This is a genomic window from Methanosarcina baltica (assembly GCF_055394095.1).
In genome coordinates this window covers 1379880-1404792 of record NZ_AP042463.1, presented here as the reverse complement: position 1 = coordinate 1404792, position 24913 = coordinate 1379880, and the positions used below count along the sequence as shown (strand labels likewise).

Sequence of the window (24913 nt, the reverse complement as noted above, 5' to 3'; positions counted from 1 at the left end):
TTCAATTATGAGTTGTTCCAATAGTTTGTACAGAGAATCTCTTTTTATCCCATAAGTTTTTAGAGATGACATCCCTTGTATCAAAAATATTCAAATTTGACATCTTCCTACAGAACTCACCTGGATCCATCTCCCTAAATTCTGAATGATCCGTCAAAACCACAATACAATCACTTCCCTCTACAGCTTCTTCCAATTCCAGAATCGGATAGCACCACTCCTTCACAAACGGATCATAAATCTTAACCTTGTATCCTTCCTTCTCTGCAAGTTTGATAAACTTCTTAGCCGGAGTTGCTCTTGTATCCCCAATATCTCCCTTATATGCAACTCCAAAAACAGTAATTGTTGGATTTTCAATCCCTGCAAGCATTTCCTTGACCATCTTCAAAACGTACTGGGGCATGGAGTCGTTGATTTGCCTGGACATGAAGATCAGACTGCTGTTGTTGGCGTTTTCGGTGAGGAACCAGGGGTCGATTGCAATGCAGTGGCCGCCTACGCCGGGGCCGGGTTTCAGGATGTTTACTCTTGGGTGCTTGTTTGCAATCTCAATGGCTTCCCAGACATCCACGCCGTAATCATCGGCGATCTGGGTAAGTTCGTTTGCAAGGGCGATGTTTACATCTCTGAAAGTGTTTTCCATCAGTTTGATCATTTCGGCGGTTGTGCTGTTTGTGATGTGTAAGTTGCCTTTGACGAAGGAGGAATATAATTCTCTTGTGAGTTCGGTGGATTTATCGTCAATTCCTCCGATTACCCGGTCGTTGTTGACCATTTCGTACAGGGTGTTTCCCGGAATTGCTCTTTCAGGACAGTGGGATATGGAGAAATCTTCGGAGGCTTTTAGGCCGGAATTTTCCAGAACTTGTTTTACCTGCTTTTCACAGGTCTTTGGAGGAATTGTGGACTCTATGATTACGAGGTTGCCTTTTCTAAGGTAGGGGGTAATCATTTCGCAGGCTGAAATTACGTATTTGAGGTCTGCCATTCTCATTTCGGTATCGAATGGAGTAGGGACAGCTACCAGGAAGACGTCTGCTTCTTCAACGATTGATTCGGCTCTGAATGAGTTGTTTTCTATGGCGCTGTCAAGAAGTTCCTGAAAACCTTCTTCTTCAAACGGCATTTTTCCGCTTTTCAGGATTTCAACCACACGTTTATTGACATCTACTCCAACTACCTCGTGGCCGTTGTTTGCAAACAACAGAGAGGTTGGAAGTCCGATATAGCCCAGTCCTAACACACAGATTTTTGACATTTTAACACCCTTTTTCAAAAATAATTAAGATTTCCGTTTCAGTAATAATTCCGGTTACTGTAATTCTTTTAGGATAAGTTCCCCGGCATTTCCGTTGCCGTAGGGGTTTTGCCAGTTAAGGTCCGATTTGATCATGGTTTGAGCGCTGCTTATGATTTTATCCCCGGTTCCGGCAATCACATTTGCACCCACATCAACGGTTTCGGGCCTTTCCGTATTGTCCCTCAGGGTTACGCAGGGGACTTTCAAAATACAGCTTTCTTCCTGAACTCCGCCGCTGTCCGTAAGGATCAGTTTTGCCCCGCTTTCAAGTTGCAGGAATTCCAGGTAGCCGAGAGGTTCGATCAGGTGGGTGCCTTCCGGGACTTCAAACCCGAATTCTTTTATCATCTTAACAGTTCTCGGGTGGGCCGGGAAAATTATTGGGAGTTTGAATTCTGCATAGATCTTTGAAAAACCGTTCAGGATTCCACTTAAACGGATTTTATCATCCACGTTTTCAGCACGGTGGGCGGTTGCTATGAAGTACTCTTTTTCCTGAAGCCCGAGGGTTTCAAGAATATTGTCGCTCTGTTTTGCAATCTCCAGGTTCTGGTAAGCTGCATCCACTATTGTGTTTCCGGTAACGAAGATTCTCTCCTCGGGAATGCCTTCGTTTAAGAGGTACTTTCTTGAGGTTTCGGTGGGAGCAAAAAGGTAATCGGAGATGTGGTCTGCCATGATCCGGTTTGTTTCTTCCGGCATTGTTCTGTCAAAGGAGCGGAGGCCTGCTTCCACATGCCCTATTTTGATATGGAGTTTGGAAGCTGCAAGGGCACCTGCAAGGACTGTGTTTGTATCTCCCTGGACAAGCACCACATCCGGTGTGTCCTGAAGCAGGATTTCTTCGATTTGGGCAAGCATTTTTGCGGTCTGTTCCCCGTGTTTGCCTGAGCCTACGTCGAGATTGTACTTTGCCTGGGGGAGATTTAGTTGCTCAAAAAAGATCCGGTCCATATCGTAGCTGTAATGCTGACCGGTGTGAAGAATATAGAAATCGATGCCCTGTTTTTCACATTCCCGGATAATAGGGCTCATTTTTATAATCTCGGGCCGGGTGCCAAGGATGATTGCAATTTTCATGGATTTCACGTTTCCATTTTATAAGCATTTTTATAAGTAATTGGCAGTTCTCTGTTTAATTCTTGCTGTGTTTTTTGGTGAGGAGCTGTTTGGTGTGTGCATTCAAAACCACGGAACACACGGAACACACGGAAAAATAATGCCCGGAAGACGGTATTAAGGTTGCGATGGCGTTTTTCAGTCCACTTTCAAGAATACAGAGTTGTTTTTGAATGAGAGGATATAAAGGACCAACGTACTCACCGGCCGAAGGCCGGTTTCCGTGTCCTTCCGTGTGTTCCGTGGTTGAAAGTTCTCTTGATAGTGATTCTGGATCGAGAACTTCAAACTTGCCTTGTATTTTGATGCAAAAATCCCGAATTTTAAAGCTTGGTGAGTATAAATTTCATTTTCTCCCGTATTCATCTTCAAACCACACAAGAGTCGCAGGCGTTAATGCAGTTTCCGGACTCGTCTTTTTCGAATTCTTCGTAGAGAGCGGAGAAGTTGCCCAGGTCGTTCCAGCGCTGTTCGAGCTTTACGACCGCAACTTTTGCGGACTTTTCCATTATGCCATAGTCTATGGAAAGTTTGGGGAGTTTTGAGTAAATTTCAGAAATTTCAGAAATATGAGAGTTCTCAGGGGGGTTGGCTTCAAAAAAGGCCTTGAAGGTTTCAGGGGCGTGGGCTCTTAATTCGGAAAAAAAGAGGTCGGTGTCGAAGAGGAACATCCCGCTATTCCAGAGGCAGCCTTCTTCGATGTAGGTCTTTGCGGAAGCAAGATCCGGTTTTTCCCTGAATTCTTTGACCCGGAAGCCGCAGTTTAAGGGCTCGCCGGGTTTGACGTAGCCATAGCCGGTGTGAGGATGGGTCGGGGAGATTCCGAAGGTTACGAGGTACTCGGAGGTCAGGGGCTCGGCTGCGGCGATTGTCTGCATGGCGGCAGGGTCGAGCACGTGGTCTGAGGAATAGATCCCGACGGCTGATTTTCCGAATCTGTTTTCTATTTCCTTCATCCCGTAGACGATTGCTGGGAGGGTGTTCTTGCCTTCCGGTTCTACCAGGACGTTTTCCTCGGGGAGGGTGTAGCCAAGTTCTTTAACCTGGGTGAGCACGAAGTATTTTTGGGGCTCGTTTGTCACCACGAAAATCTCGGAGATGTCGGAGAGTTTCAGGCAACGGAGAACGGTGTCCTGGAAGAGGGAGTTTTGGGTTAGTTTTAAGAATTGTTTCGGGTACTGTTCGCGGCTTAACGGCCAGAGGCGGGTTCCGGAACCGCCGGCGAGGATTATGGATTTTATCTTTTTCAGCCCCTGTGGTTTTTTTTGGTGAACTCGGATGAAGTGGAATATTTGATTATTTATTTAATTAAACAGTATTCTTATTCTTTAGTTAAATAATTTAGCCTGAGATATAATATGTAAGGGTGTATAAAAAGTTATTTAGATAAATTGTGTTATGAAGAGAATTCTTAGGTAATGCATCTCAGGTTTCATGAAAAACTCAGCAGGAATTTGCACTCAGCCTTAGATCTTGTTTTTCTCTATCTATAATCAGTGTCCGGAAATCTTTTTAACCACGGACCACACGGACCACACGGAAAGAAAGTACCGGGAATCTGCACTCAGTCTTATATCTTTTTTTTCTCTTTCTATAATCAGTGTCAGGAACTCTTTTTAACCACGGACCACACGGACCACACGGAAAGAAAGTACCGGGAATCTGCACTCAGTCTTATATCTTTTTTTTCTCTTTCTATAATCAGTGTCAGGAACTCTTTTTAACCACGGACCACACGGACCACACGGACCACACGGAATATTTTTGTCTGCTTGAGCGTAGCGAAACGGACCTCGTGCTCCCGAAGCGAAACTCGGGCATGGAAAGAAAGTACCGGGAATCTGCACTCAGTCTTATATTTTGGTTGTTTTGGTTTCTCTCTTTCTATAATCAGTGTCAGGAAACCTTTTAAACCACGGACCACACGGACCACACGGAAAGAAAGTACCGAAAATTTGCACTCAGTCTTATATCTTGTTTTTTTGGTTTTCTCTTTCTATAATCAGTGTCAGGAAACCTTTTAAACCACGGACCACACGGACCACACGGAAAGAAAGTACCGGAAATTTGCACTCAGTCTTAGATCTTACGTTACCTCCGGCAGCAGAAGACCCCTCCTCGACAACCGAAGGCTGGTAGGTGGGGGTAGTTCACTTGATCATAGAATAATTCTTTCAACCTCTGCCCCCGGGAAGTGTCCAAAATTTGCAATTATTCCAAGTTTCAAGCCAGCTGCCTTTAAATAATTAAAAACCTGTGCTTTGTGTTCTGGTGTAATTGCTTTAACCGCTTTTAATTCTACGATTATTTTGTCATAACAAATCAAATCAGGTTTATATGTTTGCTGAAGTGTTTCGCCCTTGTACGCCAGTTTCAATTCTTTTTGAGAAACAAACGGAATATTTTGTCTGCCCAGTTCTTTTTCAAAACATTCCTGATAGACAGCCTCCAGAAAACCACTGCCCATTTCTTTGTAAACATCAAAAATAGCTCCACGTATTGTGAAAGATTCTTTCTCGTAAATCAACATCTTCATCCTGCGGTTCATAAAAATCCCCCATCTCCTACAGTTGTTGCCCTAACTGTTTAATTTTAATTGATATTTACCTTTCTATCAAAAGATCTCAACCCGGATTGCTCTAAGAAAGTTTTCTAATATAGATAGTTTGAAAGTGGACTGAAAAACGCCATATGTCCGGAAGGTTAATTGCCGTCTACTGGCTGTTTTTTTCCGTGTGTTCCATGCCCGAGTTCCGCTTCGGCACCCGAATTCCGCTTCGGCACCCGAATTCCGCTTCGGCACCCGAATTCCGCTTCGGCACCCGAATTCCGCTTCGGGAGCACGGGGTCTGTTTCGCTCGTTTCACTCGCTCAAGCAGACTAAAATATTTTCCGTGTATTCCGTGTGTTCCGTGGTTTCCTTTTCTCTGGCCCACAATACTAAATAATCACAAAAGATACACCTTCTATTCTCCCAACAATCTTTTTCCGTGTATTCCGTGTGTTCCGTGGTTTCCTTTTCTCTGGCCCACAATACTAAATAATCACAAAAGATACACCTTCTATTCTCCCAACAATCTTTTTCCGTGTATTCCGTGTGTTCCGTGGTTTTTTTCTCTGGCACACACTGATAAATAATCACAAAATATACACCTTCTATTCCCCCAACAATTTTTTTTCCGTGTATTCCGTATGTTCCGTGGTTTTTTTCTCTGGCATACACTGATAAATAATCACAAAAGATACACCTTCTATTCCCCCCAACAATCTTTTTCCGTGTATTCCGTGTGTTCCGTGGTTTTTTTCTCTGGCACACACTGATAAATAATCACAAAAGATACACCTTCTATTCCCCCAACAATTTTTTTTCCGTGTATTCCGTGTGTTCCGTGGTTTTTTTCTCTGGCATACACTGATAAATAATCACAAAAGATACACCTTCTATTCCCCCCAACAATTTTTTTTCCGTGTATTCCGTGTGTTCCGTGGTTTTTTTCTCTGGCACACACTGATAAATAATCACAAAAGATAAACCTTCTATTCCCCCAACAATTTTTTTCCGTGTATTCCGTGTGTTCCGTGGTTTTTTTCTCTGGCACACACTGATAAATAATCACAAAAGATAAACCTTCTATTCCCCCTAACAATCTTTTTCCGTGTGTTCCGTGGTTTCTTTTTCTCTGACACACAACTAAATTATCAAAAAAGACAATAATTATATTCAAGCATCAGCCAAACTCTTGGCCGTTTCCCTGACGCTCCTCTCCGAAGAATACACGGGCCTGCCTCCAATCTCCTTAAAATTCTCAACTCCACCACCTCTGGAGCGTCCCTTCAGCCTTCCAGCATGAACTTCCTTACAATCCACTCTCTGAAAATTGGATCTACAAGCCCATAACGCCCCGGACTTTCTTTCCGGACGAGGCCCAGGTTAAGCAAATAAGACATATAATAAGGAAGAGACGTCGCAAGCAGCCCGGCATCTTTTGCAATCCGGGAAGGCCGGGAGTATTTTGCGCTTGAAATCAAAATATCAGCATAGACTTTTGAGTTTTCGGAAAGTCTTGCAAAAACAAGGTTGAATGTCGGGTCAAGAGTAACAAAGATTTCCTCATAGGCCTCAAGAATATCCTGTTCAGTAACCATGGAAGATTTTGCGGTGTCGAGGAGAGAGTCGCCCAGGCGCTGGACGTAGTCGGGAAGAGAGTTGCTTTTTTCGATCATCGTGTTAAGGGCCTGCTCCTCTATGGAGTAACCTGCAAGGGCCAGCCTCTCTTTTATAAAGCGTCTGGCGTGCTCCTCGGGAAGAGGGCCTATAAAAACGGGTTTTAACTGCCTGTAAAAGGGACTTTTACTGCTGTAAACCAGGTCGTTCATGTAGGTTATGGCCGAGCTTGAAAAGACGTACATTACCCTTTTTTGTTGTTGGATAACCGTCCTCAGGAGCGTTGTGAAATTTTCTCCTCCCTTTTCCGCAAGTTCGGCGAACTCGTCCAGAAAGACGACAAAATACACGTCCCTGCTTTTTGCAAGTTCCTCAAGGTAGTTCAGGGCGGTCTCGAAAATAAGGGCCTCATCGGTCCCGGGGTCTTCCAGGCTTATTTTTATAGAGAGATAGGAGGCCACGGAAAGCTCCAGGCCAGAGAGCTTTAACAAAAGTTCCACAGCGCTTTTTTTCAAGTGTTCGTGGAGTTTTTTGAGGTAGGCCCGATCCCCCGTTTTTTCAACGTAGCCGGTTTTGGCGCTCTCTGCAAGCACCCCGGAAAAACGCCGCACTGAAGGCATCGAGAGGCAGTCAATAAAAAGCGGTACAATTTTTTTTTCGGGCTCAAGTTCCCGGATTACGTGTTTTAGGAGAGAGGTCTTTCCGACCCTTCTCGGGCCCAGCACCGCAAGGTTTATGGACGTTTCCTCAACCAGGTTCCCGATTTCGGCCCGGAGCAGGCCTGATTCTTTTTCCCGGTCCGTAAAATAGGGGCTTTCAACAGGTTTTCCGTAGATAAAAGGCCGGCTCATACTTTCATGTATTATAGGCCAGCCTATATATAGTTATCACAATTCATTTTTCTTATAGGGGGGCCTATATATTGGCCAGCCTATGCATGGGAGGTTATCTGCAGCATATGGCATCCATATCACTTGAAAATTTCCGAGACCGAACCCATTTTTTCAGGTGATTCCTGCCTTGCCCTCCTGAGCTCACAGAGGAATTCTTCCTTCAATGGCAATTCGTCTACTGGATGCCAGTCGAGTTTTTCGCAAAAACCCATGTCCCTATCAGAGATCTTGCCAGTTCTTATATATATACTCACTCAGTTATATTATTTCGAATTTTAGTGTCAATAATTGTTTCAATTCAGATTCATATTGATTAATGTTTTCAAAGAAACTTTTAACTTTACCTGAAAACTTCTCAAAATTTTCATAATATTTATTGTTTACCAATTCCTTTTTGGTAAACCGCCACAACCTTTCAATAATATTTAAATTCGGTGAATATGGAGGCAAGAAATATAGTTCAATATTGTACCATTCGGCATACTTGGTTGTGAATTTTGCATGGTTATAGCGTGCATTATCCAATATTATGACTATTTTTTTGTCTGGATAAATGTCTCTTATTTTTGCAAAAAACTCCACTACTCTTTCCGAATTGCAATTTTCTTCTGTAATTGTTGATATTACTGATAAATCCAGAATATCGAGAGCACCAAGAATACTAATTCTTCGTCTTCCCGTATTTGTTTTCATCTTAATGGTTCTTTTTCTTCCTCTTAGTTGCCACATTCTTGCAGGTACAAGATTATGTATCATATGGCATGGATCAAAGAACAATACAATAGAATCGCTTTCAAGAAGATTTGTTATTTCATGTATCGTTTTTTTTGAGTGTTTATTGATGGTGCTTTCCCAGGAATTGATTTCGTTTTTTTGTAAGATAATCCTATTTTTTTTGCCAATTCTGAGATATATTTTACACTATACTCCACTCCAAAATTTTCCGCAATGTAATGCTGTATATCCGCTGCAACAGCAAATGATCCTTTATTAACCTCTTCTTTAATTTTTGAGATTTGCTCGGCGCTTAACTTCGAAGGCCTTCCCTTATATTGAAAATTAACTAAACCTTCAATACCATCTTTTCGATAAATCTCTACCCAATCAGTAATTGTATCAATACAAATAGACAAACTTTCGGCAACTTCTTTGTTTTTCTTGTTTTCATCAAGCATTTTAATTGCCAAAATTCTTTTGTAAGGTTTCTTGTTAGCTGTTGTTTTTTCTAACTCCAGTAACTGTTGCCTCTCTTCGGGGGTGAGTTTTATCCTGTAAAGTCGTTGTCCTTTTTTCATTGATGTATATATGAATTCATTACATATAATTCGGATTTATAATCCTGAACGAGTATATCTTAAAAATATCTCCGAACGCTTTCATCTTTCCTCCAGCAGGACACTCTTTCCTCGACAGTTCCAGCTTTGGAGGAACTGGCAGGTAGGGGTAGTTGACAACCTCATCATTTCTGTCTTCCTTCCGTTCTTTTTCCGTCGCCCGAGTTCCGCTTCGGCACCCGAGTTCCGCTTCGGCACCCGAGTTCCGCTTCGGCACCCGAGTTCCGCTTCGGGAGCACGGGGTCCGTTTCGCTACGCTCAAGCAGACTAAAAAACGCCATAACAACCTTAATACCGTCTTCCATTCATTCTTTTTCCGTGCTTTTCCGTGTTTTCCGTGGTTTGAGTCACACACCAAACAGCTCCTCACCAAAAACCATAGTAAGAATTAAGCGGATAGCTGCACTGAGCATTATATCTTGTTGTTTTAAGTTTTCTTTCCATTATCAGTGTCAGAAGATCTCTTAACCACGGAAAGGCACGGAATGACACGGAAACCGGCCTGTGGCCGGTGAGTGTGTCGGACCTTTATATAATCTAATTCAAAAACAATTCTGGATTCTTAAAAGCGGACTAAAAAACGCCATAACAACCTTAATACCGTCTTCCTGCAATCTTTTTTCCGTGTGTTCCGTGTGTTCCGTGGTTTTTTTTCTCTGACACACACAACTAAATTATAAAAAAAGACAAGAATTATATTCCGGCATCAAGCAAACTCCGGGCCGTTTCCCTGACGCTCCTCTCCGAAGAATACACGGGCCTCCCTCCAATCTCCTTGAATTTCTCAACCCCGAGCCTCATTCTCGGAACATCTCCTTTCCAGCCTCTCGAACCACCCGTATAAGTAAATTCCACATCGGAAAGCCCCATTTCCTCAACAACGATTTTTCCAATCTCGCTTGCGCTGACAGTATCTTCAGAGCCGATATTAAAAATGTTTACTTCCTCCCCACTCTTCTCTATCACAAAAAGAATAGAGTCCACGCACTCAGAGACGTGCAAATAGGACTTTTCCTGCTTTCCGTCCCCCAGGATTTCAAGTTTTTCCGGGTTTTCCTGAAGTTTCCGGATAAAGTCTACAGTGATTCCGTGAGTGCTCCGGTCTCCAACGATGTTTGCGAAGCGGAAGAGCCAGGCCTGGATGTCGAAGGTGTGAGAATAGGATGTAATCAGGGCCTCACAGGCCAGTTTTGAAGCGCCGTAGAGGGAGATCGGGACGAGGGGACCGTAACTTTCCGGGGTGGGCATGACTTTAGCGTCCCCGTAGACCGTGGAGGTCGAGGTGAATGCAAGCTTTTTGACGTTATTAATCCGCAGGGCTTCGAGGAGGTTGTAGGTTGCGGTTATGTTCTGGTCGAAATGGACTTTCGTGTCCGTGGCTCCCAGTTTGACGTCCGGGTTTGCGGCTACGTGGAAGACGAAGTCCATTCCTTTGCAGGCTTTGTTAATCGCATCTGTGTCAAGCAGGTCTCCTTCGATCAGGCTGAAGTTCGGGTTTTTGAGGTGCTGCTCGATAAACTCCAGCTTGCCGGAGCTGAGGTTGTCAAAAACCGTTACTTCATATCCTTTGTCCATCAGGCGGTCAACCAGGTGGCTGCCAATAAAACCGGCTCCTCCTGTTACAAGAATTTTTTCTGCGGCTGGGTTCATGAAAAATCAATATCCTGTTATGGGAAATAGGGATTCTTTTATTTTTATTTTATGATTTTGTATATATGATCGTGGGGGTAAGTCATTGAAAATTGGTTATAGAAGGACTTCTGATAAATGCGTTTAAATAAGCTGAATATGTCGGTTTTTTCAACCATGATCAATGGTTCACAGACACGACCAGATTAAGGATGGATGTGTAAATCTAAAGTGGAAAATGGAATAAAGCTTTGTTCGAAAGCATTACCATAATTTATGAGAGCACAACTTCTTTTGATTGGGGATATATCTAGCATATCGTGCAAGTTTTACATCGCGGTATATTGCAGATTCAAGTGCATCAATGTCACCATTAATACTAATTTCTCTAGTCATGCCACCGCGACCTTTACTCATACAATTAGCCGTGATTACACCAATCATATTTAACTTTTTAATGCGTTGCGATACTGCTGCTAGTGAACTGACATGTATACCTGCGATTTCACACATATCTCTATACACCCGATATACATCTCCGGTTGAAACTGACGACTTAATATCGAAATGCTTCTGCGCTTTAATGATAGCCAAAAAGGTATCTATTCAGCTACCTCTGTTTCTAACTTATATTTCGTATAAACTCAACAATTACTTTTTTCATATAGATTAATATAAAAATCATCGGATTTTGGAATGAGGTTTATGAAATGTGAAGAGATTCTTACTCAATGCCGTTCAGACCCTGAATCCATTGTTTCATATATTGAGGATCTTGAGTCTCGGTATGAAGATCTTGGATCTCGGTATGAAGATCTTGGATCTCGACACGAAGAGCTTGAATCTCGGTATGAAGATCTTGGATCTCGACACGAAGAGCTTGAATCTCGATATGAAAATCTTGAATCCGAAAACACCGAACTTCGAGAAAGACTTAATGAGTTAGAATCTCGCCTAAAAAAGAATAACCAAAACCAAAAAAGAAATCGACTTCCCTCTACTAACAATTCTACTGATAAAATACCTCAATCAAAAGGTTCACAAAAAGGAAGTTTTAGACGTCCTGGCGGCCAAAAAGGGCATCCTGGTTCTACATTAAGGATGATTAAAAATCCTGATAAAACAATCATTTATAAGCTACATAAATGTGAACATTGTGGTTGTAACATTGAGAAGATTGAAGTTATAAATTACGAGAAGAGACAAGAATTTGAAATAATTGTAAGGCGTAAAGTGACCGAACATCGTGCTGAGATCAAAAAATGTCCTTATTGTAACCGCAAAAACAAAGCTGCTTTTCCGAAATCAATTACAAAACCTGTCCAATATGGCAATATGGTTTTAACAATTGCAATTTACCTCCGAAACTACCAATTGATTCCCTATGACCGAATCAAGAAATTATTTAAAGATGCCTTTGGATTTGATATAAGCGTTGGTACAATAATTAGGGCAGAAAATAAGTTATTTCACAAGTTGAAAGGTGCTACAAACCACATCAAGAAGCAACTGATAAAAGAAAATGTCATCCATGGTGATGAAACTGGAATCGACGTTGGTGGTCAAGGGGAATACTGCCATTTAATCTCTACAAAAAAATATACATACTATTTCCATAATAGGAGTCGAGGATCAAAAGCAATGAATAAAATGGGAGTGTTGCCTAAATATAGAGGAATTATAGTCCACGATTTCTGGAAACCCTATTTTAAATACAAATGTGAACATGCGGCATGTAATGTCCACATTCAAAGAGAACTTAAAGACATTTATAACATATTCAAGCAAGTGTGGGCTGAGGAGATGTCTGATCTCCTATATGAAATTAAAAAATGCGCAGACTTTGCCAGAAAACAGGGCATACAAATAGATGAAGATACGCTCAAGACCTTTAAAGAAAAGTATCAGTCAATACTAATGAAAGGATTTGAGGACAATCCTCCACCTGAAATCTCGAAAGACAATGGGGTTAAAAGAGGAAGAAAAGCGCAGAGCGATGCAAAAAATCTCCTTGATAGACTTTCAAAGTATGAAAAAGAAATCTTGAGGTTTGCTACGGATCTAAGAGTTCCTTTCAGTAACAACCAAGCAGAAAGAGATCTCAGAATGATAACAGTTCAGCAAAAAATATCGGGAGATTTTAGGAAACCCCATGGAGCAGATGTTTTCTTTAGAATTAGGGGATACATATCTACACTAATAAAGAATAATATACCTACTATAAGTTCACTTCATGCGGCGATTGAAAATGTGCCACCCTTACCCTGAATAGATACCCAAAAAGCAGAATCGGTCATTAGCAACTAACCCTTGAATATACTCTGAACTAACATCTTCACTCAAGGTATGAGTAGCCATTGTTATATGCCCAGGCTGTACAGTATCACAGTTAGTTTGGATACAATTCGTGCCAGCCATTTTAAGCAGTTTAATTGCTAACCTGGCATCTCCGCCAGCATCCTCGGCATTCTGTGCACATAACTCGATAGTTGTGGCCTCAACCACCCCTGGCTGAAACGCTAGAGCTAATCTTGCATTTAGAATAGCCTCAAGTTGTGATTTATTGTATGCATTAAATATTATATGCTCGTGCTGAAATGATGATTCCGTTCGGGGATCGAGCATGTTAATGAATTGGCCCGTATTAGATAATCCTATAATTTGAATATATTGCCGGTCATTTAAATCATCATATTCCCCGGTGCGTGAGAAATTATAGATAATATCGATGTCTTTGAGAAAATCAATTTCATCGAAAATTATCGTCACAGAGTACCCTTCATGTTTTAAAAAATCGAAAAGAAGATCATAGTAATATCCAGTCGCAAGCCCACGGCTTGGGATTCGCCCAGGGTAACCGACTGCCCGTAGAATATGGCTCAACACTTTCGTTATCGTGTTATGCTTTCTGCACGACACTTCAATATATCGTAAATTCACTTGGGAGTGACCTTCCGCTAATAATTGATTTAATACAAATTTTACTACAACTGACTTACCACTTCCTGTAGCACCATATATGATAGCATGTTCTGGTCTCCCGTTACTAAATATAGGTATGAATAAATCAACTACTGCTTGGATTTGCTGGTCTCTTTCGATTATTTCGCTTGGAATATAACCAACGTCCAGAACACCCCGATCTTTAAATATAGGTGACGACAGATCGCCGAATAGTGAGCTTTGGTTAATGATATCACCACTTCCATTTAAGTTGCACTTTATAACCATCCCATTTAATATAAAGTTTTCTAAATGTAAGCTAATTTCTATAACTTACTATAGTTATATATGCTATTAATTTCATAATTAATCCACATAGCGTTTATTTGGTAATACTAATGGCGTTACTTCGTAGAGCCAGTTACTCAATTTTCCACTTTAGATTTACACACACATACTCCAAATTAACACTTTTCGAATGGTGTCTGTTTCTAAAAGTGATAGAGTAACTCCATTTTCCACTTTAGATTTACACACACATACTCCAAATTAACACTTTTCGAATGGAGTCTATTTCTAAAAGTGATAGAGTAACTCCATTTTCCACTTTAGATTTACACATACATCATACTTTTCGCAGATGTGCACAAGAATAAAATTATTTTTATTAAAAAATCAAAAATCAACTGTTCAACAATGAGACTTGTTATTATTTTCTTGTCTTGTTTTTCAGATTTAATCCATGACTCATGGACACGATCGTATATATTTTGAACGAATAGTCCAAGAAACTTTATACTATTATTATAATTATACATAGCTATAGATTTTCAAAAACTTAATAAGTTTGCCGGGATCAAACTGAAATCTACTGTGGCCAGCAGGCCGAAATTTGAGGGTAAAAAGATGGAACATGCGTTAAAATTTGGGGAAACCGTCAGAGTGCCGGACATAAGAATGCTGGAAGACATGAAAGACGTCATCTATGATTCGGAATGGCTCCAATCAACAGAAAACTTCGAACTTTATTATATGTACCGGGAGCTTGCCAGGACCTCCTCAGATCTTGAACTTATGCGGGAAGCCCATCTCCGTTATGACATCACAGTTATCCCGCCTGCCCATCTGGGAAAAGAATTCATAAAAACCAAAGGGCATTACCACCCGAAAGCTCCGGGGGCTGAGGTCTCGTATCCTGAGGTCTACCAGGTGCTGGAGGGAAAAGCCACCTATCTTTTGCAGAAGGCTGAAGGGGGGAAGGTCCTGGATGTGGTTGTTGTCGAGGCTGAAAAGGGGGATATTGTACTTATCCCGCCGGACTACGGGCACATCTCAATCAATGCATCCGACGAGGTCCTTAAAATGGCCAATTGGGTCTGCACTGATTTTTCTTCTATATATGAGCCAGTGAGGGAACTTAAGGGCGGGGCCTACTACCTGCTCGAAGAGGGATTTGTGCCAAATTCCGGATATTCCGAAGTTCCGGAAATCCGCTACCTTAAGCCTGCAAAGCTTTCCGGGTTCGGTATTCCGGTGGGTGAAGACATGTACGAGCTTGTAAACGATCTTGAAAAGCTCAGGTTTTTGAAAGAGCCACAGGCGTTTGAGGGGCTTTTTAACGAAGCGTTCCAGGGGTAAAAGTTTAAGACCTCATTTTTCCAATTTAGGAATGAGTCAAATCCGCTTCGGCACCCGAGTTTCGCTTCCCGAGTTCCGCTTCCCGAGTTTCGCTTCCCGAGTTTCGCTTCGGGATCACAGGAAATCGAAGATTTCCTGGGAGTTGCGATGCAATCGCAACAGCACGAGGTCCTTTTCGGGAGCTATGCTCCCTCAAGAGGACGAAAAACGCCATAATAACCTTAAATATCGTCTTCCTGCCGTCTTTTTCCGTGTATTCCGTGTGTTCCGTGGTTTGAGTGCACACACCAAATGTCTCTACCAACAAAAACCACAGCAAGAATTAAGCGGATAACTGCACTGAGCATTATATCTTGTTGTTTTAAGTTTTCTTTCCATTATCAGTGTCAGAAGATCTCTTAACCACGGAACACACGGAAAGACACAGAAAATTTTCCAAAATAAGGTTTATAATCCGCTTGAGTTCGCGCAGCGAGCGAAACGGATCCCGTGCTCCCGAAGCGGAACTCGGGCGATGGAAGGACACGGAAACCGGCCTTCGGCCGGTGAGTACGTTGGTCCTTTATATAATCGGATTCAAAAACACTCCTGGATTCTTGAAAGAGGACGAAAATACACCAGAGCAACCTTAAATATCGTCTTCCTTTCATTCTTTTTCCGTGTGTTCCGTGGTTTGAGTGTACACACCAAATGTCTCTACCAACAAAAACACAACCTGTATCAGTATAGAGCAGTTCCTACAATAAATTATTAAGTTGTATTTTAACCATTCCTTACTATCAGCTATTCAGAGTTTATGGTGTGTCCAGTTTTGAGTGTGAAAAAAGTAGTCATCCCGGCCGCAGGCCTTGGTACTTGCTTCCTGCCGGCAACCAAGTCCATGCCAAAGGAAATTCTTCCGATTATTGATATGCCTGTCATCCAGTATGTGGTGGAAGAGGCCATAGCTTCGGGGATCTAAGACCTGATCATTGTTACAGGGAGGGGAAAACAAGCCATCGAGGACTATTTTGACGATTCTCCCGAACTTGAATGCATCTCGCGCAGAAGGGGGAGAGCGACCTTTTGAAGCTCGTGCAGGATATCTCGTTCCTGGTGGAACATCCACTAAATCCGCCAGAAAGAGTCAAATGGAAAAACATTGAAAAATACCTGCTCAGAAAAAATTGATCCGGAATTGACCCGGTAGTGCAGAAAAATTATTTGTCGGACAGGAAGAAAGGAGGTCGAAAGAGACCGGAGTACGTGCCAGCCCACAGGTGCCGGGATGTTTTTCGGGCTGGAGTTGTCGGTCTCAATACACTGTTTTTTAATTTAGGAGGCTTTTGCTGGCAGTTCCCATTTCCTGGTTTTGCTCTGAACCCACAGAATTCATAGCGTGGCTTTCCAGGATGATATTTCTTAATTAAGGAGGCGCTCATCCCAGAGTTTTCTTTTGCAATCAACAGTACTATCCCTGGTCAACAACCCTCACAGAAAATATTCCTGTGCTGGCGTCTTCCGGGCAACCACTTAGTACTATCTTCAAAGGTATTAATGCATTCAATGTATTTATAACTTATTGCTACGTTTTTTTAAATAAATAACATCATAACCATGTAAAATGAATATTTAGTGCTATTATGACGTCCTATTTTTCCGAATCCGTTAATCCGGACATTGGACTCTGATCTTTCAAATTAAAAAACTATTTAATATTTTAAAGTTATTTTCAGGAATATGGATCTTTTCAATACAAAACCCCGCCAGAAAAATGGCAAAAAAACCGATCCCAAGCTCATCATGGGCGCTATAATGGCAATTACATTGATAATCAGGGTTCTGGGCCTTGGAACCATTTCAAACATTTCCTGGCTGCTTTTTTGGATCACGGCAGCAGTGTTTGTTCTGTATAACTTTTACACTTTAATAAAAAAATTGAAGCCGGTTTTTTCAAAATGAGTTTCTTTTGAGTGTACGGGGTACACGAGTAAAAAAGTAAAAAAAGTGTGGATGGTCAGGTTTCTGGAGACTTCCACATTTATTTTTCCGTTAGTTTTTCCGTTAATTTTTCCGGCTTTTTTCCTGTGATTTTTCGTTAGTTTCCGAGATTTTTTCCCACGATTTTGTTTTTGGCCTTAGCTCCGGATCATTCAGCACCTTCGGCTTTTTTGAGCATTTCCAGGCCTCTGTTCATAAGTTCTTTTGCCCTTTCTTCAGTCTTTGCCTCGGCGAAGATTCTGAAAATAGGCTCTGTCCCCGAGGGACGGATAAGGATCCAGCCATCCTCAAAGCAGAGTTTTACGCCGTCGGTAGTGTCGGGTTTCAGGTCCCGGTCAAAGGCTTCAGCTTTTACCTTTTCCATTGTGGCTGCAGGGTTTGTTGTGGGGAACTTTGTTTTTGCGTTATAGTACACAGGCACGCTTTTTGTGAGGTCTGAGACCTTTTTCCCGCTTGCCAGGATCTCCAGGAGTTTGGCGCAGGCCATGCCCCCGTCCCGGCAGTACTGGTGATCAGGGAAGATCAGGCCGCCGTTGCCTTCTCCTCCGAAGACGGCCCCGATTTCCATCATCTTACGGGCCACGTTTATGGAGCCCACCGCGGTCCAGTGAAGCTCCACACCTGCGGCAGCCGCGACATCGGCCATGCGCTGGGAAGAACTTACCGGAGTGACTATGGGGCCTTTTTTCCCTTCAAGTACATACTGTGTCATCATGGCGAGCAGGACTTCCTCATTTACGAACTCCCCGTTTTCGTCCATGAAAACAATCCTGTCCGCGTCCCCGTCGTGCGCGGCCCCGAAATCGGCCCCGGTCTTTTTCACGAGCTCGGAAAGTTCGCTCAGGGCCTCGGGCAGAGGTTCGGGGTTTCTCCAGGGAAAAGTTCCGTCTACCTGGGCCCCCAGGGTCAGGACCTCACAGCCCAGTTTCCTGAGGAGGAACGGAAGAGTCAGGGCCCCGGCCCCACAGCCCGTATCAACCACCACTTTGAACCTTCGCTTCCTTATCATTTCAGCGTCTACGGCGCGGATTATACTCTTTATGTAGTAATCGTTTACTCCCGGATCGGTCGTAAACTCCCCGGTTTTCTCCCAGGAGGCAACGGTGTATTCCTCTGAAAAATAGATCTCCTCGATGTCCCTTTCCCCGTCTCTCGGAAACTCCGAACCGTCGCCCGCAATCAGCTTGATCCCGTTGTCCTCTCTTGGGTTATGGGATGCCGTAATCACTATCCCCGCATCAGCATAGTCGCGGACGTAGTACTGGATGGAGGGGGTGGGCCCCATTCCCACATCAATAACCTTCAGGCCCGCAGAAAGCGCTCCTGCAATTGCTGCGGATTTCAGCATCTGGCCCGATATTCTGGTATCGCAGCCTATTGCCACGGTCCCTTCCGATTTCATATAAGTCCCAAGGCTTTTTGCCAGTCGGGTTGCCATTTCGGGACTTATATACTTATTTGCATTTCCGCGTACTCCGTTTGTTCCAAATAATTTCATGTAAAAGCTCCGTTTCTGGTGATAGGCTTCCAGAGGCCCGTAAAAGTGTTATGCAAATGTGTGATTTATCCTAAGGAATGGTGAAAATATAACTTCAGGTTTTATCTCAAACAGCAGATGACTCCTTCCTCGACAGTTCCGGCTTTGCCGGAACTGGCAGGTGGGAGATGAATGCGTATAGACTACGGGGGCCGGATTCTATATTTTTTTTAACGTGGTACTGATTGGTCAATCCAACAGAATCCTTTGCCGTACTTTACAATTTTAACTTTTTGAATATTTACTACTTTGGAAGATTTAATTTCTGAGGCACGAAGTTTCACATACTTTCCGTAATTTTGTGCTCCAGCTACATAATATAGCTCTCCTTCGTACTCAACTAAATCCATTGGCTGAATTAGATAATGATTTTTCCTTATGCTGTATCTTCCTTTCTTTGTTTTCCTACCCCTATACACTCTCAAATTTTCCCCGTTAAGATTTTTGTTTCTGGTAGTTCTTCCAGAATTTAAGTCCTGTCCGGTTTTTTGAGTGCCGTCCCTCAAATCAATATACTTCGCATCGTAGAATTTCGAGAGGCTTCTGTTATTTCTTCTTATTTGTCGTATTTCACGGGGAGCACATCGAGCCTGAGTTCCCCCTCCAGCAATACAGAATGCATCGGTTGAATGAGTTTTCTCAAGATTAAGCTCGTACCTTTTCGCTTTTGTGACATATCCGAAAGTGTGCTCAACATCATACTTTTCTTTTAAAATATCAATGAGCTTCCAACGTACTATATTCATGAATGTAGCATCTTTGAAGCCTCTTACCTTTGGTTTCCATGTTAAAAGGAATCCTTTGTGGTTTTTTTGAGTATGACACTTATTACAAAGTGTGATCAGGTTATCAGGCCGATCAGAACCACTGTTACTTCTGTACTGGATATGATGCACCTGGAGCAAAGGCTTTTTTGATGTGTTTTTACATTCCGGGTTCTGGCAAGAGTATCCGTCTCTGTGCAAAATATAGGCCCGAACGTTATCGTAGCCTGCCTGTTCCCCTTCCTGATACTGTTTGCCTTCAATTTCCGGATTTTTGATTTTTTGAATGTCGAAGTTCGCAACCTCGACAACGATTTTTGTTATGGGCAAGATTTCGGCAAGATCCTCTATTAATCTGATATGGCTTTCAAGCTTATGTTTGATAGATGGAGCCAACCAATCTTCTTTGTTGGTGTTTTTGTTGTACCCCGGTTTCCTGTGTCTTATCTGGTTTCTTCGGTTTCTTCGGTACATTCTCCGTTCATCGTTTCGCTCTGGCATTCCAGCAAGAAGTTTTACCTCTCCTGAAATAAGTTCTTCTTTTTCAGAAACTGCCGAAAATCCTATGTTAAGGAACCCAGTATCAATTCCTAGGGTTATTTCCTGAGTATTTTTTCCCGAAGGATAAAGAAGTTTGATAGTGAAAGGATTCCTTTGTACCACTTCCGCACGTCCTTCTTTTAGCAATATTCTCGCTTTTCTGGGTGACGTGGGCATCAATGGTTCTTTTTTGTTGTTAATAACAAAGACCTTCAAAAGTTTTGTCCTCCTTGATTGGAGTGGGTCCACATTGCCACTGTTATACTGGCTTGTTAATGACCTGAACACTTCCCCTTCCTCTCAGGGATGTTTAATCCAGATCGAAATCTCCGAGAACGTGTGGAGTATCCTCGAATATCATGACCAGTATAACGAAAGGCTATTCAACTAGGGACTTGTCGAAACAAGCCCCCTCCTCAAAAACCTGAGTCCTCAGACGAAGGTTTTAGGGGGGTAATTGACTTTGTGATTTACTTCATACTCATACATGTTGTGTTTTTGTGTGAGGGGATGTTTGGTGTGTGTGCATTTAAACCACGGAACACACGGAAAATATTTTAGTCTGCTTGAGCGAGTGAAACGAGTGAAACAGACCCGTGCTCCCGAAGCGGAACTCGGGCATGGAATACACGGAAAAAGACGGCAGGAAGACGATATTTAAGGTTATTATGGCGTTTTTCGTCCTCTTGAGGGAGCATAGCTCCCGAAAAGGACCTCGTGCTGTTGCACTTGCAGTGCAACTCCCAGGAAATCTTCGATTTCCTGTGATCCCGAAGCGAAACTCGGGTGGTTAAGGAATGGTAAACAAAAATACTTTATTTTATATTTGACCCATTCCTAAGGAATGGTTTCCGGAACATTTGTTCCTTTTCCTTTTCCGGGTTATTGTTATTTCCGGACTGCTTTCCCGAATCTGACTTATAATGTATTTTTTCAAACTTAAACCCACCCCGAATTTAATCAGTTTGCGCCCCAGGTCCTTAATTTTTACACGCTGTCAGGACCCCGGGCTCTGAACGAGCTGGCAAATGCATATATGCTATTAGTAAAAATCCGTTACTAATGGCTATCTCAAAGCTTCAGAAGATAAAGGATGCAATAAAAACAAGAGAAAGTGCAATTATCGCTTTTTCGGGTGGGGTTGACAGTACCGTCCTTGCGGCCCTTGCGTATGAGGTGCTCGGGGACAGGGCCCTTGCCGTGACCCTCGACTCTCCGCTCTTTCCCCGGAGGCAGCTCAATACCGCTGTACAGACGGCCTGTGAGCTCGGGATTCCCCATAAGGTACTCCCATTTTCCCACCTGGGCATGTCTTACTTTACTGCAAATCCGCTTAACAGGTGTTATTTCTGTAAAAAAACCCTCCTTAATACCCTGATCGAGTTTGCGAAGAAGGAAGGTTACAATGTCGTGCTTGAAGGCACAAACGCCTCGGAAATCAAGGGATACCGGCCCGGACACCAGGCCCTGCTGGAAGCCGGGGATAAAGTCCTTGCTCCCTTCCTGGAATTTGAGGTCACAAAAGACGAGGTCCGGGAAATCGCCTCAAGCCGCGCCCTCTCCGCCGCCCACCGCCCTTCCATGGCCTGTCTGGCCTCTCGTTTCCCCTACGGGCAGCCCATAACCACCCAGGCTCTCCAGAAAATTGAAAAGGCCGAAGAATACCTCTTTTCCCTGGGCTTTTTACAGGCAAGGGTAAGGCTGCACGCCAACATCGCCCGTATAGAGGTCCCGCCGGAAGAGTTCCCTCTTATTCTAGAGAAAAGTATACAGATTTCCGAGCGCCTCAAGAAACTGGAATTTGACTACGTAACTCTGGACCTCGAAGGCTTCCGGAGCGGGAGTCTGGACGAGCCCCACATACGGGAAATAAGTGCAGAGCAGGAAGAAAAGTGAACGCCCGAAAAATGCCCGAAAAAAACTGGTTGAGGAAGATGCCCGAGATTCTAATAAGAAAGGCCGAAAAAAAAGACCTGCCCGAGATTCAAAAACTCCTTTTCACCTATTTCCTTGATATGGAAGGGCTGGAATGTGAAGATTTCCTGCTTGCCGAAAGGGACGGCCGGGTGCTCGGCTGTGCCGCTCTGGTCCCGAACAGTTTTGAAGGCCTGGAATTCTTGGAACTCCACACCATCGCTGTCCATCCGAACCGGAGGGGAAAAGGGATAGGAGCCAGGCTCGTAGAAGCCCTTATCTCAAAGCTGTCCCCGGGCCGGGAACTCTATGTAAGGACGACTGCACCCCGGTTTTTTGAAAAAATAGGGTTTGAAAAACTTCCGGCTTCCGTAAAATCCGGACTCTGGGAAGACTGCGCGAACTGCGAACACTTTGAGAGTTGTGGGCAGACGCTACTGAGATGTGAACTACCGCTCGGCTAAAGACCGACCGGCTTCCTGCTTCATACCCTGGAGCAACCTCCACGAGTCCACAGGCCCTTCCCGCCGTTCCGGCGGTGTTAACTAATTTAAAGTGTACTTTTGCTTGGTTATCGCAAAAGTGAGTAAGATTAAAATATATTATTAATATATTAACGTTATGGTATTAAACCTTATATTGGAAAGTTGACGCTTATATCCCCTGAGCTAAAGACTCAGGGGTTTTACGCTTCTTCATATAAATGTAGTAACTGATTTAATCTATTTCCTATATAGTTGGGATTAATGCCGGGGTTGAATGCCGGGACGGAATTCTGGCACAGCAACGAAAGCTTATTTTATGAAAGAAGGCAATGAGGGACTTCATGCTCACTCTCGGAATAGTAAACACCTATGATAAGATAAAAATCCTGGACGCGCATTACCGGACGATTGCAAGGGCTGCCCCCATCTGCCACGCCTTTGGTTTTCACCTTGCTCTTTTTGATTTTCCTTTCAAAATGACCCCCGAGGAACTGGTGAATTTTGTGATGGACAAGACCACAATTGGGGAATCGGGAAGCTACCTCAAGACCCTCTACGAGACTGACAGGCTTTCGGTTTTCGACCTGCCAAAAAAAGGTTTCCAGGCCCAGTTCGGGGAAGTTATCGTCACCAGTTCAAAACCGGCCCCGAAAAAACAGGTAACCCCTCTGAAAATCGCCGAAGAAGCTTTACATAACCGCTCTTTTCTTTTCCTGGTGGGCCTGGGCCGAAAAGGGCTTCCCAAAGAACTTTTTGAAAGAGGAAAGTATCACCTGGACATAAGCTCAAAAGGGCTCTCCTTTGAGACCTGCACGGCCATCGGGGCAATCCCGGCCCTTATCAGGGGACTCATGGAAAACCTGGAGAGGAACAAATAAGTTCGCGTACTTCGAATAAAATGCTTGTTTTTTCTTTTAAAGAAAAACCCTGGCTTTTTTAAACACATTTTTCTTTTTTTTTAAAAAAAAATCTTCTTTAATTATGAAGTTTTTTCCGGAACAAATATATATAATGACAGCTTATTAGTATGGTAACTGTGGGAATGGATAGTTTCTATTTATCGCGCTCAGGTGGGGTTCCGACGTTTTTAAAACATTGTTTCCTGCTTACTCCATGGATGCGCGATCCCCGAGAGACAGGAGGCATTTAATGAGTAAATTAAATAGAAGTACTGGAATACAAAGGTGTGGAAAGGCAAAAAACAGTCCTGAAAACAAATGCCACGCCGTTGTTAAAGGCTGTACCGACAGTCTTGACTCAGATGAACTTGAGCTTTACCGCTTTATGATAGGCGGAATGCAGGGTAAATAACCTGCACAATGTTTTTTTATTCCTGCTCCTTACAACCCAGCATGTATGACGTGCACGCGGTTCGCAAAGACTTTCCTGTTTTAAGTAAGGTCGTGTATCTGGACAGCACGGCAACCACCCAGACCCCGGTGCCTGCCGTGGAGGCCATGAACGAATATTTCTATGAGTACGCGGGAAATCATGGGAGAGGGGCCCACCGCCTTGCCCGAGAGACCACAACCCGGTATGAAAACGCCCGGGAAACGGTTGCCGCTTTTCTTAAGACCGAACCCTCTAAAACCGTCTTTACAAAAAACACGACCGAAGGGATCAACCTGGTCGCAAACAGTTTTCCTTTTGAAGCCGGAGATCACATCGTAACGACCCTGATCGAACACCACTCAAACCTCCTTCCCTGGCTGCGCCTGCAAAAGATAGGAGTAGAGGTAACAATCGTAAAGCCGGATGGGCCGGAAGGCCTGATCAATCCGGAATCTATTGAAAAAGCTCTTACGGACAGGACAAAACTCGTAGCGATAACTCAGGTCTCAAACGTCTTCGGCTCGGTCCAGGATGTTGCCAGGATCACGAAAATAGCTCACAGGAACGACGTTAAGGTCCTGATTGACGGGGCCCAGTCCGCAGGGCACATGCCCGTTGAGGTCTCTACCCTTGGCTGTGATTTTTTTGCGACTGCTGGCCATAAAGGGCTGCTTGGGCCCCAGGGGACCGGAGTCCTTTACATCAAAGAACCGGACCTGCTTGAAAAAGTCTTTGTTGGAGGTGGAATGGTCTCCGAGGTCGATGGGTTCGATTACGTGCTTGAACCCTCTCCCGCCTGTTTTGAAGCCGGGACCCCTAACATTCCCGGCGTTATCGGGCTTGGAAGGGCCGTGGAATACGTGGAAACCATAGGGGTTTTCGAGATTGAAAAACACGAAACCCGGCTTGCACGGGAAACCGCGGCCAGACTTTCGGAAATGGAACATGTCGAAGTCTACGGACCGGTCGAAAGGGCGGGGGTCGTTCCCTTCAACGTGCGCGGGCTCCATGCCCATGACGTTGCCCTCATCCTTGACCAGAGCAGGAAAATCTGTGTCCGGAGCGGACACCACTGCGCCATCCCTTCCATAAACTTCCTGAAAGTGGACAGCACTGTAAGGGCCTCCTTTGCGCTTTACAACACGGAAGAAGAGGTAGACGCCCTTATAGAGGCGGTTTCAGACCTGAAAGCCCTTGTTGCATGATCCCTTTTTATGCAACTCCACATATTTCTTTATTTGTTTAAGACGGGTAAAGTATTATGATAGTAATTACTAATATATTATATCAGATATAATTTGTATAATTTACCCCAATAGATATTTTACTGAAAAAAC

At 43.5% G+C, this 24913-nt stretch carries 23 protein-coding genes and 1 pseudogene; 9 read left to right on the top strand and 15 right to left on the bottom strand.

The window, feature by feature from the left end:
- Position 1 precedes the first annotated feature (1 nt).
- From ACZ5QV_RS06125 to ACZ5QV_RS06070, 12 genes are all read right to left on the bottom strand, one after another.
- The gene (locus tag ACZ5QV_RS06125) at positions 2-1261 is read right to left on the bottom strand and encodes a nucleotide sugar dehydrogenase (protein WP_464601688.1); all 1260 of its coding nucleotides are present in this window, start codon (positions 1259-1261) and stop codon (positions 2-4) included.
- A 54-nt stretch (positions 1262-1315) separates the two neighbouring features.
- A complete protein-coding gene (wecB, locus tag ACZ5QV_RS06120; RefSeq protein ID WP_464601687.1) occupies positions 1316-2383 on the bottom strand; it encodes a non-hydrolyzing UDP-N-acetylglucosamine 2-epimerase in 1068 nt (355 codons plus the stop codon).
- Positions 2384-2790: 407 nt separating this feature from the next.
- A complete protein-coding gene (locus ACZ5QV_RS06115; protein ID WP_464602044.1) occupies positions 2791-3651 on the bottom strand; it encodes a mannose-1-phosphate guanylyltransferase in 861 nt (286 codons plus the stop codon).
- Between the two features lie 929 nt (positions 3652-4580).
- Positions 4581-4970, bottom strand: a complete 390-nt coding sequence (locus ACZ5QV_RS06110) for a GxxExxY protein (RefSeq protein ID WP_464601686.1) — start codon at positions 4968-4970, stop codon at positions 4581-4583.
- 315 nt (positions 4971-5285) lie between these two features.
- Positions 5286-5645 carry a hypothetical protein gene (locus ACZ5QV_RS06105; protein ID WP_464601685.1) on the bottom strand — a complete coding sequence of 120 codons (360 nt, stop codon included), beginning with the start codon at positions 5643-5645 and terminating at the stop codon, positions 5286-5288.
- Positions 5646-5673: 28 nt separating this feature from the next.
- The gene (locus ACZ5QV_RS06100; RefSeq protein WP_464601684.1) at positions 5674-6147 is read right to left on the bottom strand and encodes a hypothetical protein; all 474 of its coding nucleotides are present in this window, start codon (positions 6145-6147) and stop codon (positions 5674-5676) included.
- Positions 6148-6256: 109 nt separating this feature from the next.
- A complete protein-coding gene (locus ACZ5QV_RS06095) occupies positions 6257-7438 on the bottom strand; it encodes an AAA family ATPase (protein WP_464601683.1) in 1182 nt (393 codons plus the stop codon).
- A gap of 119 nt (positions 7439-7557) precedes the next feature.
- Positions 7558-7734: a hypothetical protein gene (locus tag ACZ5QV_RS06090; protein WP_464601682.1), complete on the bottom strand. Its 177-nt coding sequence runs from the start codon at positions 7732-7734 to the stop codon at positions 7558-7560.
- Positions 7735-7738: 4 nt separating this feature from the next.
- Positions 7739-8263: an IS630 family transposase gene (locus ACZ5QV_RS06085; RefSeq protein ID WP_464602039.1), complete on the bottom strand. Its 525-nt coding sequence runs from the start codon at positions 8261-8263 to the stop codon at positions 7739-7741.
- Between the two features lie 23 nt (positions 8264-8286).
- On the bottom strand, positions 8287-8775 hold the full coding sequence (locus ACZ5QV_RS06080) for a helix-turn-helix domain-containing protein (protein ID WP_464600751.1): 489 nt from the start codon (positions 8773-8775) through the stop codon (positions 8287-8289).
- Positions 8776-9507: 732 nt separating this feature from the next.
- Positions 9508-10464 (bottom strand): NAD-dependent epimerase/dehydratase family protein, encoded by a 957-nt coding sequence (locus ACZ5QV_RS06075; RefSeq protein ID WP_464601681.1) that lies wholly within the window; start codon positions 10462-10464, stop codon positions 9508-9510.
- 243 nt (positions 10465-10707) lie between these two features.
- Positions 10708-11037 carry a hypothetical protein gene (locus ACZ5QV_RS06070; RefSeq protein ID WP_464601680.1) on the bottom strand — a complete coding sequence of 110 codons (330 nt, stop codon included), beginning with the start codon at positions 11035-11037 and terminating at the stop codon, positions 10708-10710.
- A 111-nt stretch (positions 11038-11148) separates the two neighbouring features.
- Between ACZ5QV_RS06070 and tnpC the strand changes: the two genes are divergently transcribed.
- Complete coding sequence (gene tnpC / locus ACZ5QV_RS06065; protein WP_464599444.1) at positions 11149-12711, top strand: IS66 family transposase; 1563 nt, start codon at positions 11149-11151, stop codon at positions 12709-12711.
- Here tnpC and ACZ5QV_RS06060 read toward each other — a convergent pair.
- Positions 12703-13674 carry a Cdc6/Cdc18 family protein gene (locus ACZ5QV_RS06060; RefSeq protein WP_464601679.1) on the bottom strand — a complete coding sequence of 324 codons (972 nt, stop codon included), beginning with the start codon at positions 13672-13674 and terminating at the stop codon, positions 12703-12705. The two genes, tnpC and ACZ5QV_RS06060, sit on opposite strands and share 9 nt — an antisense overlap.
- Positions 13675-14292: 618 nt before the next feature.
- Here ACZ5QV_RS06060 and ACZ5QV_RS06055 point away from each other — a divergent pair.
- The 3 genes and pseudogenes from ACZ5QV_RS06055 to ACZ5QV_RS06045 all read left to right on the top strand — a co-directional run bounded on the left by ACZ5QV_RS06055 (position 14293) and on the right by ACZ5QV_RS06045 (position 16965).
- Positions 14293-15024: a glucose-6-phosphate isomerase family protein gene (locus ACZ5QV_RS06055; protein ID WP_464601678.1), complete on the top strand. Its 732-nt coding sequence runs from the start codon at positions 14293-14295 to the stop codon at positions 15022-15024.
- 811 nt (positions 15025-15835) lie between these two features.
- Positions 15836-16159, top strand: a pseudogene (locus tag ACZ5QV_RS06050) (sugar phosphate nucleotidyltransferase); the annotation flags it as partial.
- A gap of 584 nt (positions 16160-16743) precedes the next feature.
- Positions 16744-16965 (top strand): hypothetical protein, encoded by a 222-nt coding sequence (locus ACZ5QV_RS06045; RefSeq protein WP_464601677.1) that lies wholly within the window; start codon positions 16744-16746, stop codon positions 16963-16965.
- Positions 16966-17152: 187 nt separating this feature from the next.
- Here ACZ5QV_RS06045 and glmM read toward each other — a convergent pair whose 3' ends face one another.
- Together glmM and iscB are read right to left on the bottom strand one after the other, a co-directional pair.
- Complete coding sequence (gene glmM / locus ACZ5QV_RS06040) at positions 17153-18502, bottom strand: phosphoglucosamine mutase (protein WP_464601676.1); 1350 nt, start codon at positions 18500-18502, stop codon at positions 17153-17155.
- A gap of 209 nt (positions 18503-18711) precedes the next feature.
- Positions 18712-20133, bottom strand: a complete 1422-nt coding sequence (gene iscB, locus ACZ5QV_RS06035) for an RNA-guided endonuclease IscB (RefSeq protein WP_464601675.1) — start codon at positions 20131-20133, stop codon at positions 18712-18714.
- A 774-nt stretch (positions 20134-20907) separates the two neighbouring features.
- Between iscB and larE the strand changes: the two genes are divergently transcribed.
- From larE to ACZ5QV_RS06010, 5 genes are all read left to right on the top strand, one after another.
- Entirely contained in the window at positions 20908-21741 is an 834-nt protein-coding gene (larE, locus tag ACZ5QV_RS06030; protein ID WP_464601674.1) for an ATP-dependent sacrificial sulfur transferase LarE, read from the top strand.
- Positions 21738-22223 carry a GNAT family N-acetyltransferase gene (locus ACZ5QV_RS06025; protein ID WP_464601673.1) on the top strand — a complete coding sequence of 162 codons (486 nt, stop codon included), beginning with the start codon at positions 21738-21740 and terminating at the stop codon, positions 22221-22223. The genes larE and ACZ5QV_RS06025 overlap by 4 nt, the downstream gene beginning before the upstream one ends.
- 362 nt (positions 22224-22585) lie before the next feature.
- Positions 22586-23122, top strand: coding sequence for a DUF531 family protein (locus ACZ5QV_RS06020; protein ID WP_464601672.1), 537 nt, complete (start codon positions 22586-22588; stop codon positions 23120-23122).
- A gap of 271 nt (positions 23123-23393) precedes the next feature.
- On the top strand, positions 23394-23555 hold the full coding sequence (locus tag ACZ5QV_RS06015; protein WP_464601671.1) for a hypothetical protein: 162 nt from the start codon (positions 23394-23396) through the stop codon (positions 23553-23555).
- 41 nt (positions 23556-23596) lie between these two features.
- The gene (locus tag ACZ5QV_RS06010; protein WP_464602043.1) at positions 23597-24781 is read left to right on the top strand and encodes a cysteine desulfurase; all 1185 of its coding nucleotides are present in this window, start codon (positions 23597-23599) and stop codon (positions 24779-24781) included.
- Positions 24782-24913: the final 132 nt, after the last annotated feature.

What these genes read in the sequence shown, in the direction of transcription:
- ACZ5QV_RS06125 (WP_464601688.1), bottom strand. Translation starts at nt 1,261, where the DNA reads ATGTCAAAAATCTGTGTGTTAGGACTGGGCTATATCGGACTTCCAACC.
- wecB (WP_464601687.1), bottom strand. Translation starts at nt 2,383, where the DNA reads ATGAAAATTGCAATCATCCTTGGCACCCGGCCCGAGATTATAAAAATG.
- ACZ5QV_RS06110 (WP_464601686.1), bottom strand. Translation starts at nt 4,970, where the DNA reads ATGAACCGCAGGATGAAGATGTTGATTTACGAGAAAGAATCTTTCACA.
- ACZ5QV_RS06095 (WP_464601683.1), bottom strand. Translation starts at nt 7,438, where the DNA reads ATGAGCCGGCCTTTTATCTACGGAAAACCTGTTGAAAGCCCCTATTTT.
- ACZ5QV_RS06080 (WP_464600751.1), bottom strand. Translation starts at nt 8,775, where the DNA reads ATGAAAAAAGGACAACGACTTTACAGGATAAAACTCACCCCCGAAGAG.
- ACZ5QV_RS06075 (WP_464601681.1), bottom strand. Translation starts at nt 10,464, where the DNA reads ATGAACCCAGCCGCAGAAAAAATTCTTGTAACAGGAGGAGCCGGTTTT.
- tnpC (WP_464599444.1), top strand. Translation starts at nt 11,149, where the DNA reads ATGAAATGTGAAGAGATTCTTACTCAATGCCGTTCAGACCCTGAATCC.
- ACZ5QV_RS06060 (WP_464601679.1), bottom strand. Translation starts at nt 13,674, where the DNA reads ATGGTTATAAAGTGCAACTTAAATGGAAGTGGTGATATCATTAACCAA.
- ACZ5QV_RS06055 (WP_464601678.1), top strand. Translation starts at nt 14,293, where the DNA reads ATGGAACATGCGTTAAAATTTGGGGAAACCGTCAGAGTGCCGGACATA.
- ACZ5QV_RS06045 (WP_464601677.1), top strand. Translation starts at nt 16,744, where the DNA reads ATGGATCTTTTCAATACAAAACCCCGCCAGAAAAATGGCAAAAAAACC.
- glmM (WP_464601676.1), bottom strand. Translation starts at nt 18,502, where the DNA reads ATGAAATTATTTGGAACAAACGGAGTACGCGGAAATGCAAATAAGTAT.
- larE (WP_464601674.1), top strand. Translation starts at nt 20,908, where the DNA reads ATGGCTATCTCAAAGCTTCAGAAGATAAAGGATGCAATAAAAACAAGA.
- ACZ5QV_RS06020 (WP_464601672.1), top strand. Translation starts at nt 22,586, where the DNA reads ATGCTCACTCTCGGAATAGTAAACACCTATGATAAGATAAAAATCCTG.
- ACZ5QV_RS06015 (WP_464601671.1), top strand. Translation starts at nt 23,394, where the DNA reads ATGAGTAAATTAAATAGAAGTACTGGAATACAAAGGTGTGGAAAGGCA.
- ACZ5QV_RS06010 (WP_464602043.1), top strand. Translation starts at nt 23,597, where the DNA reads ATGTATGACGTGCACGCGGTTCGCAAAGACTTTCCTGTTTTAAGTAAG.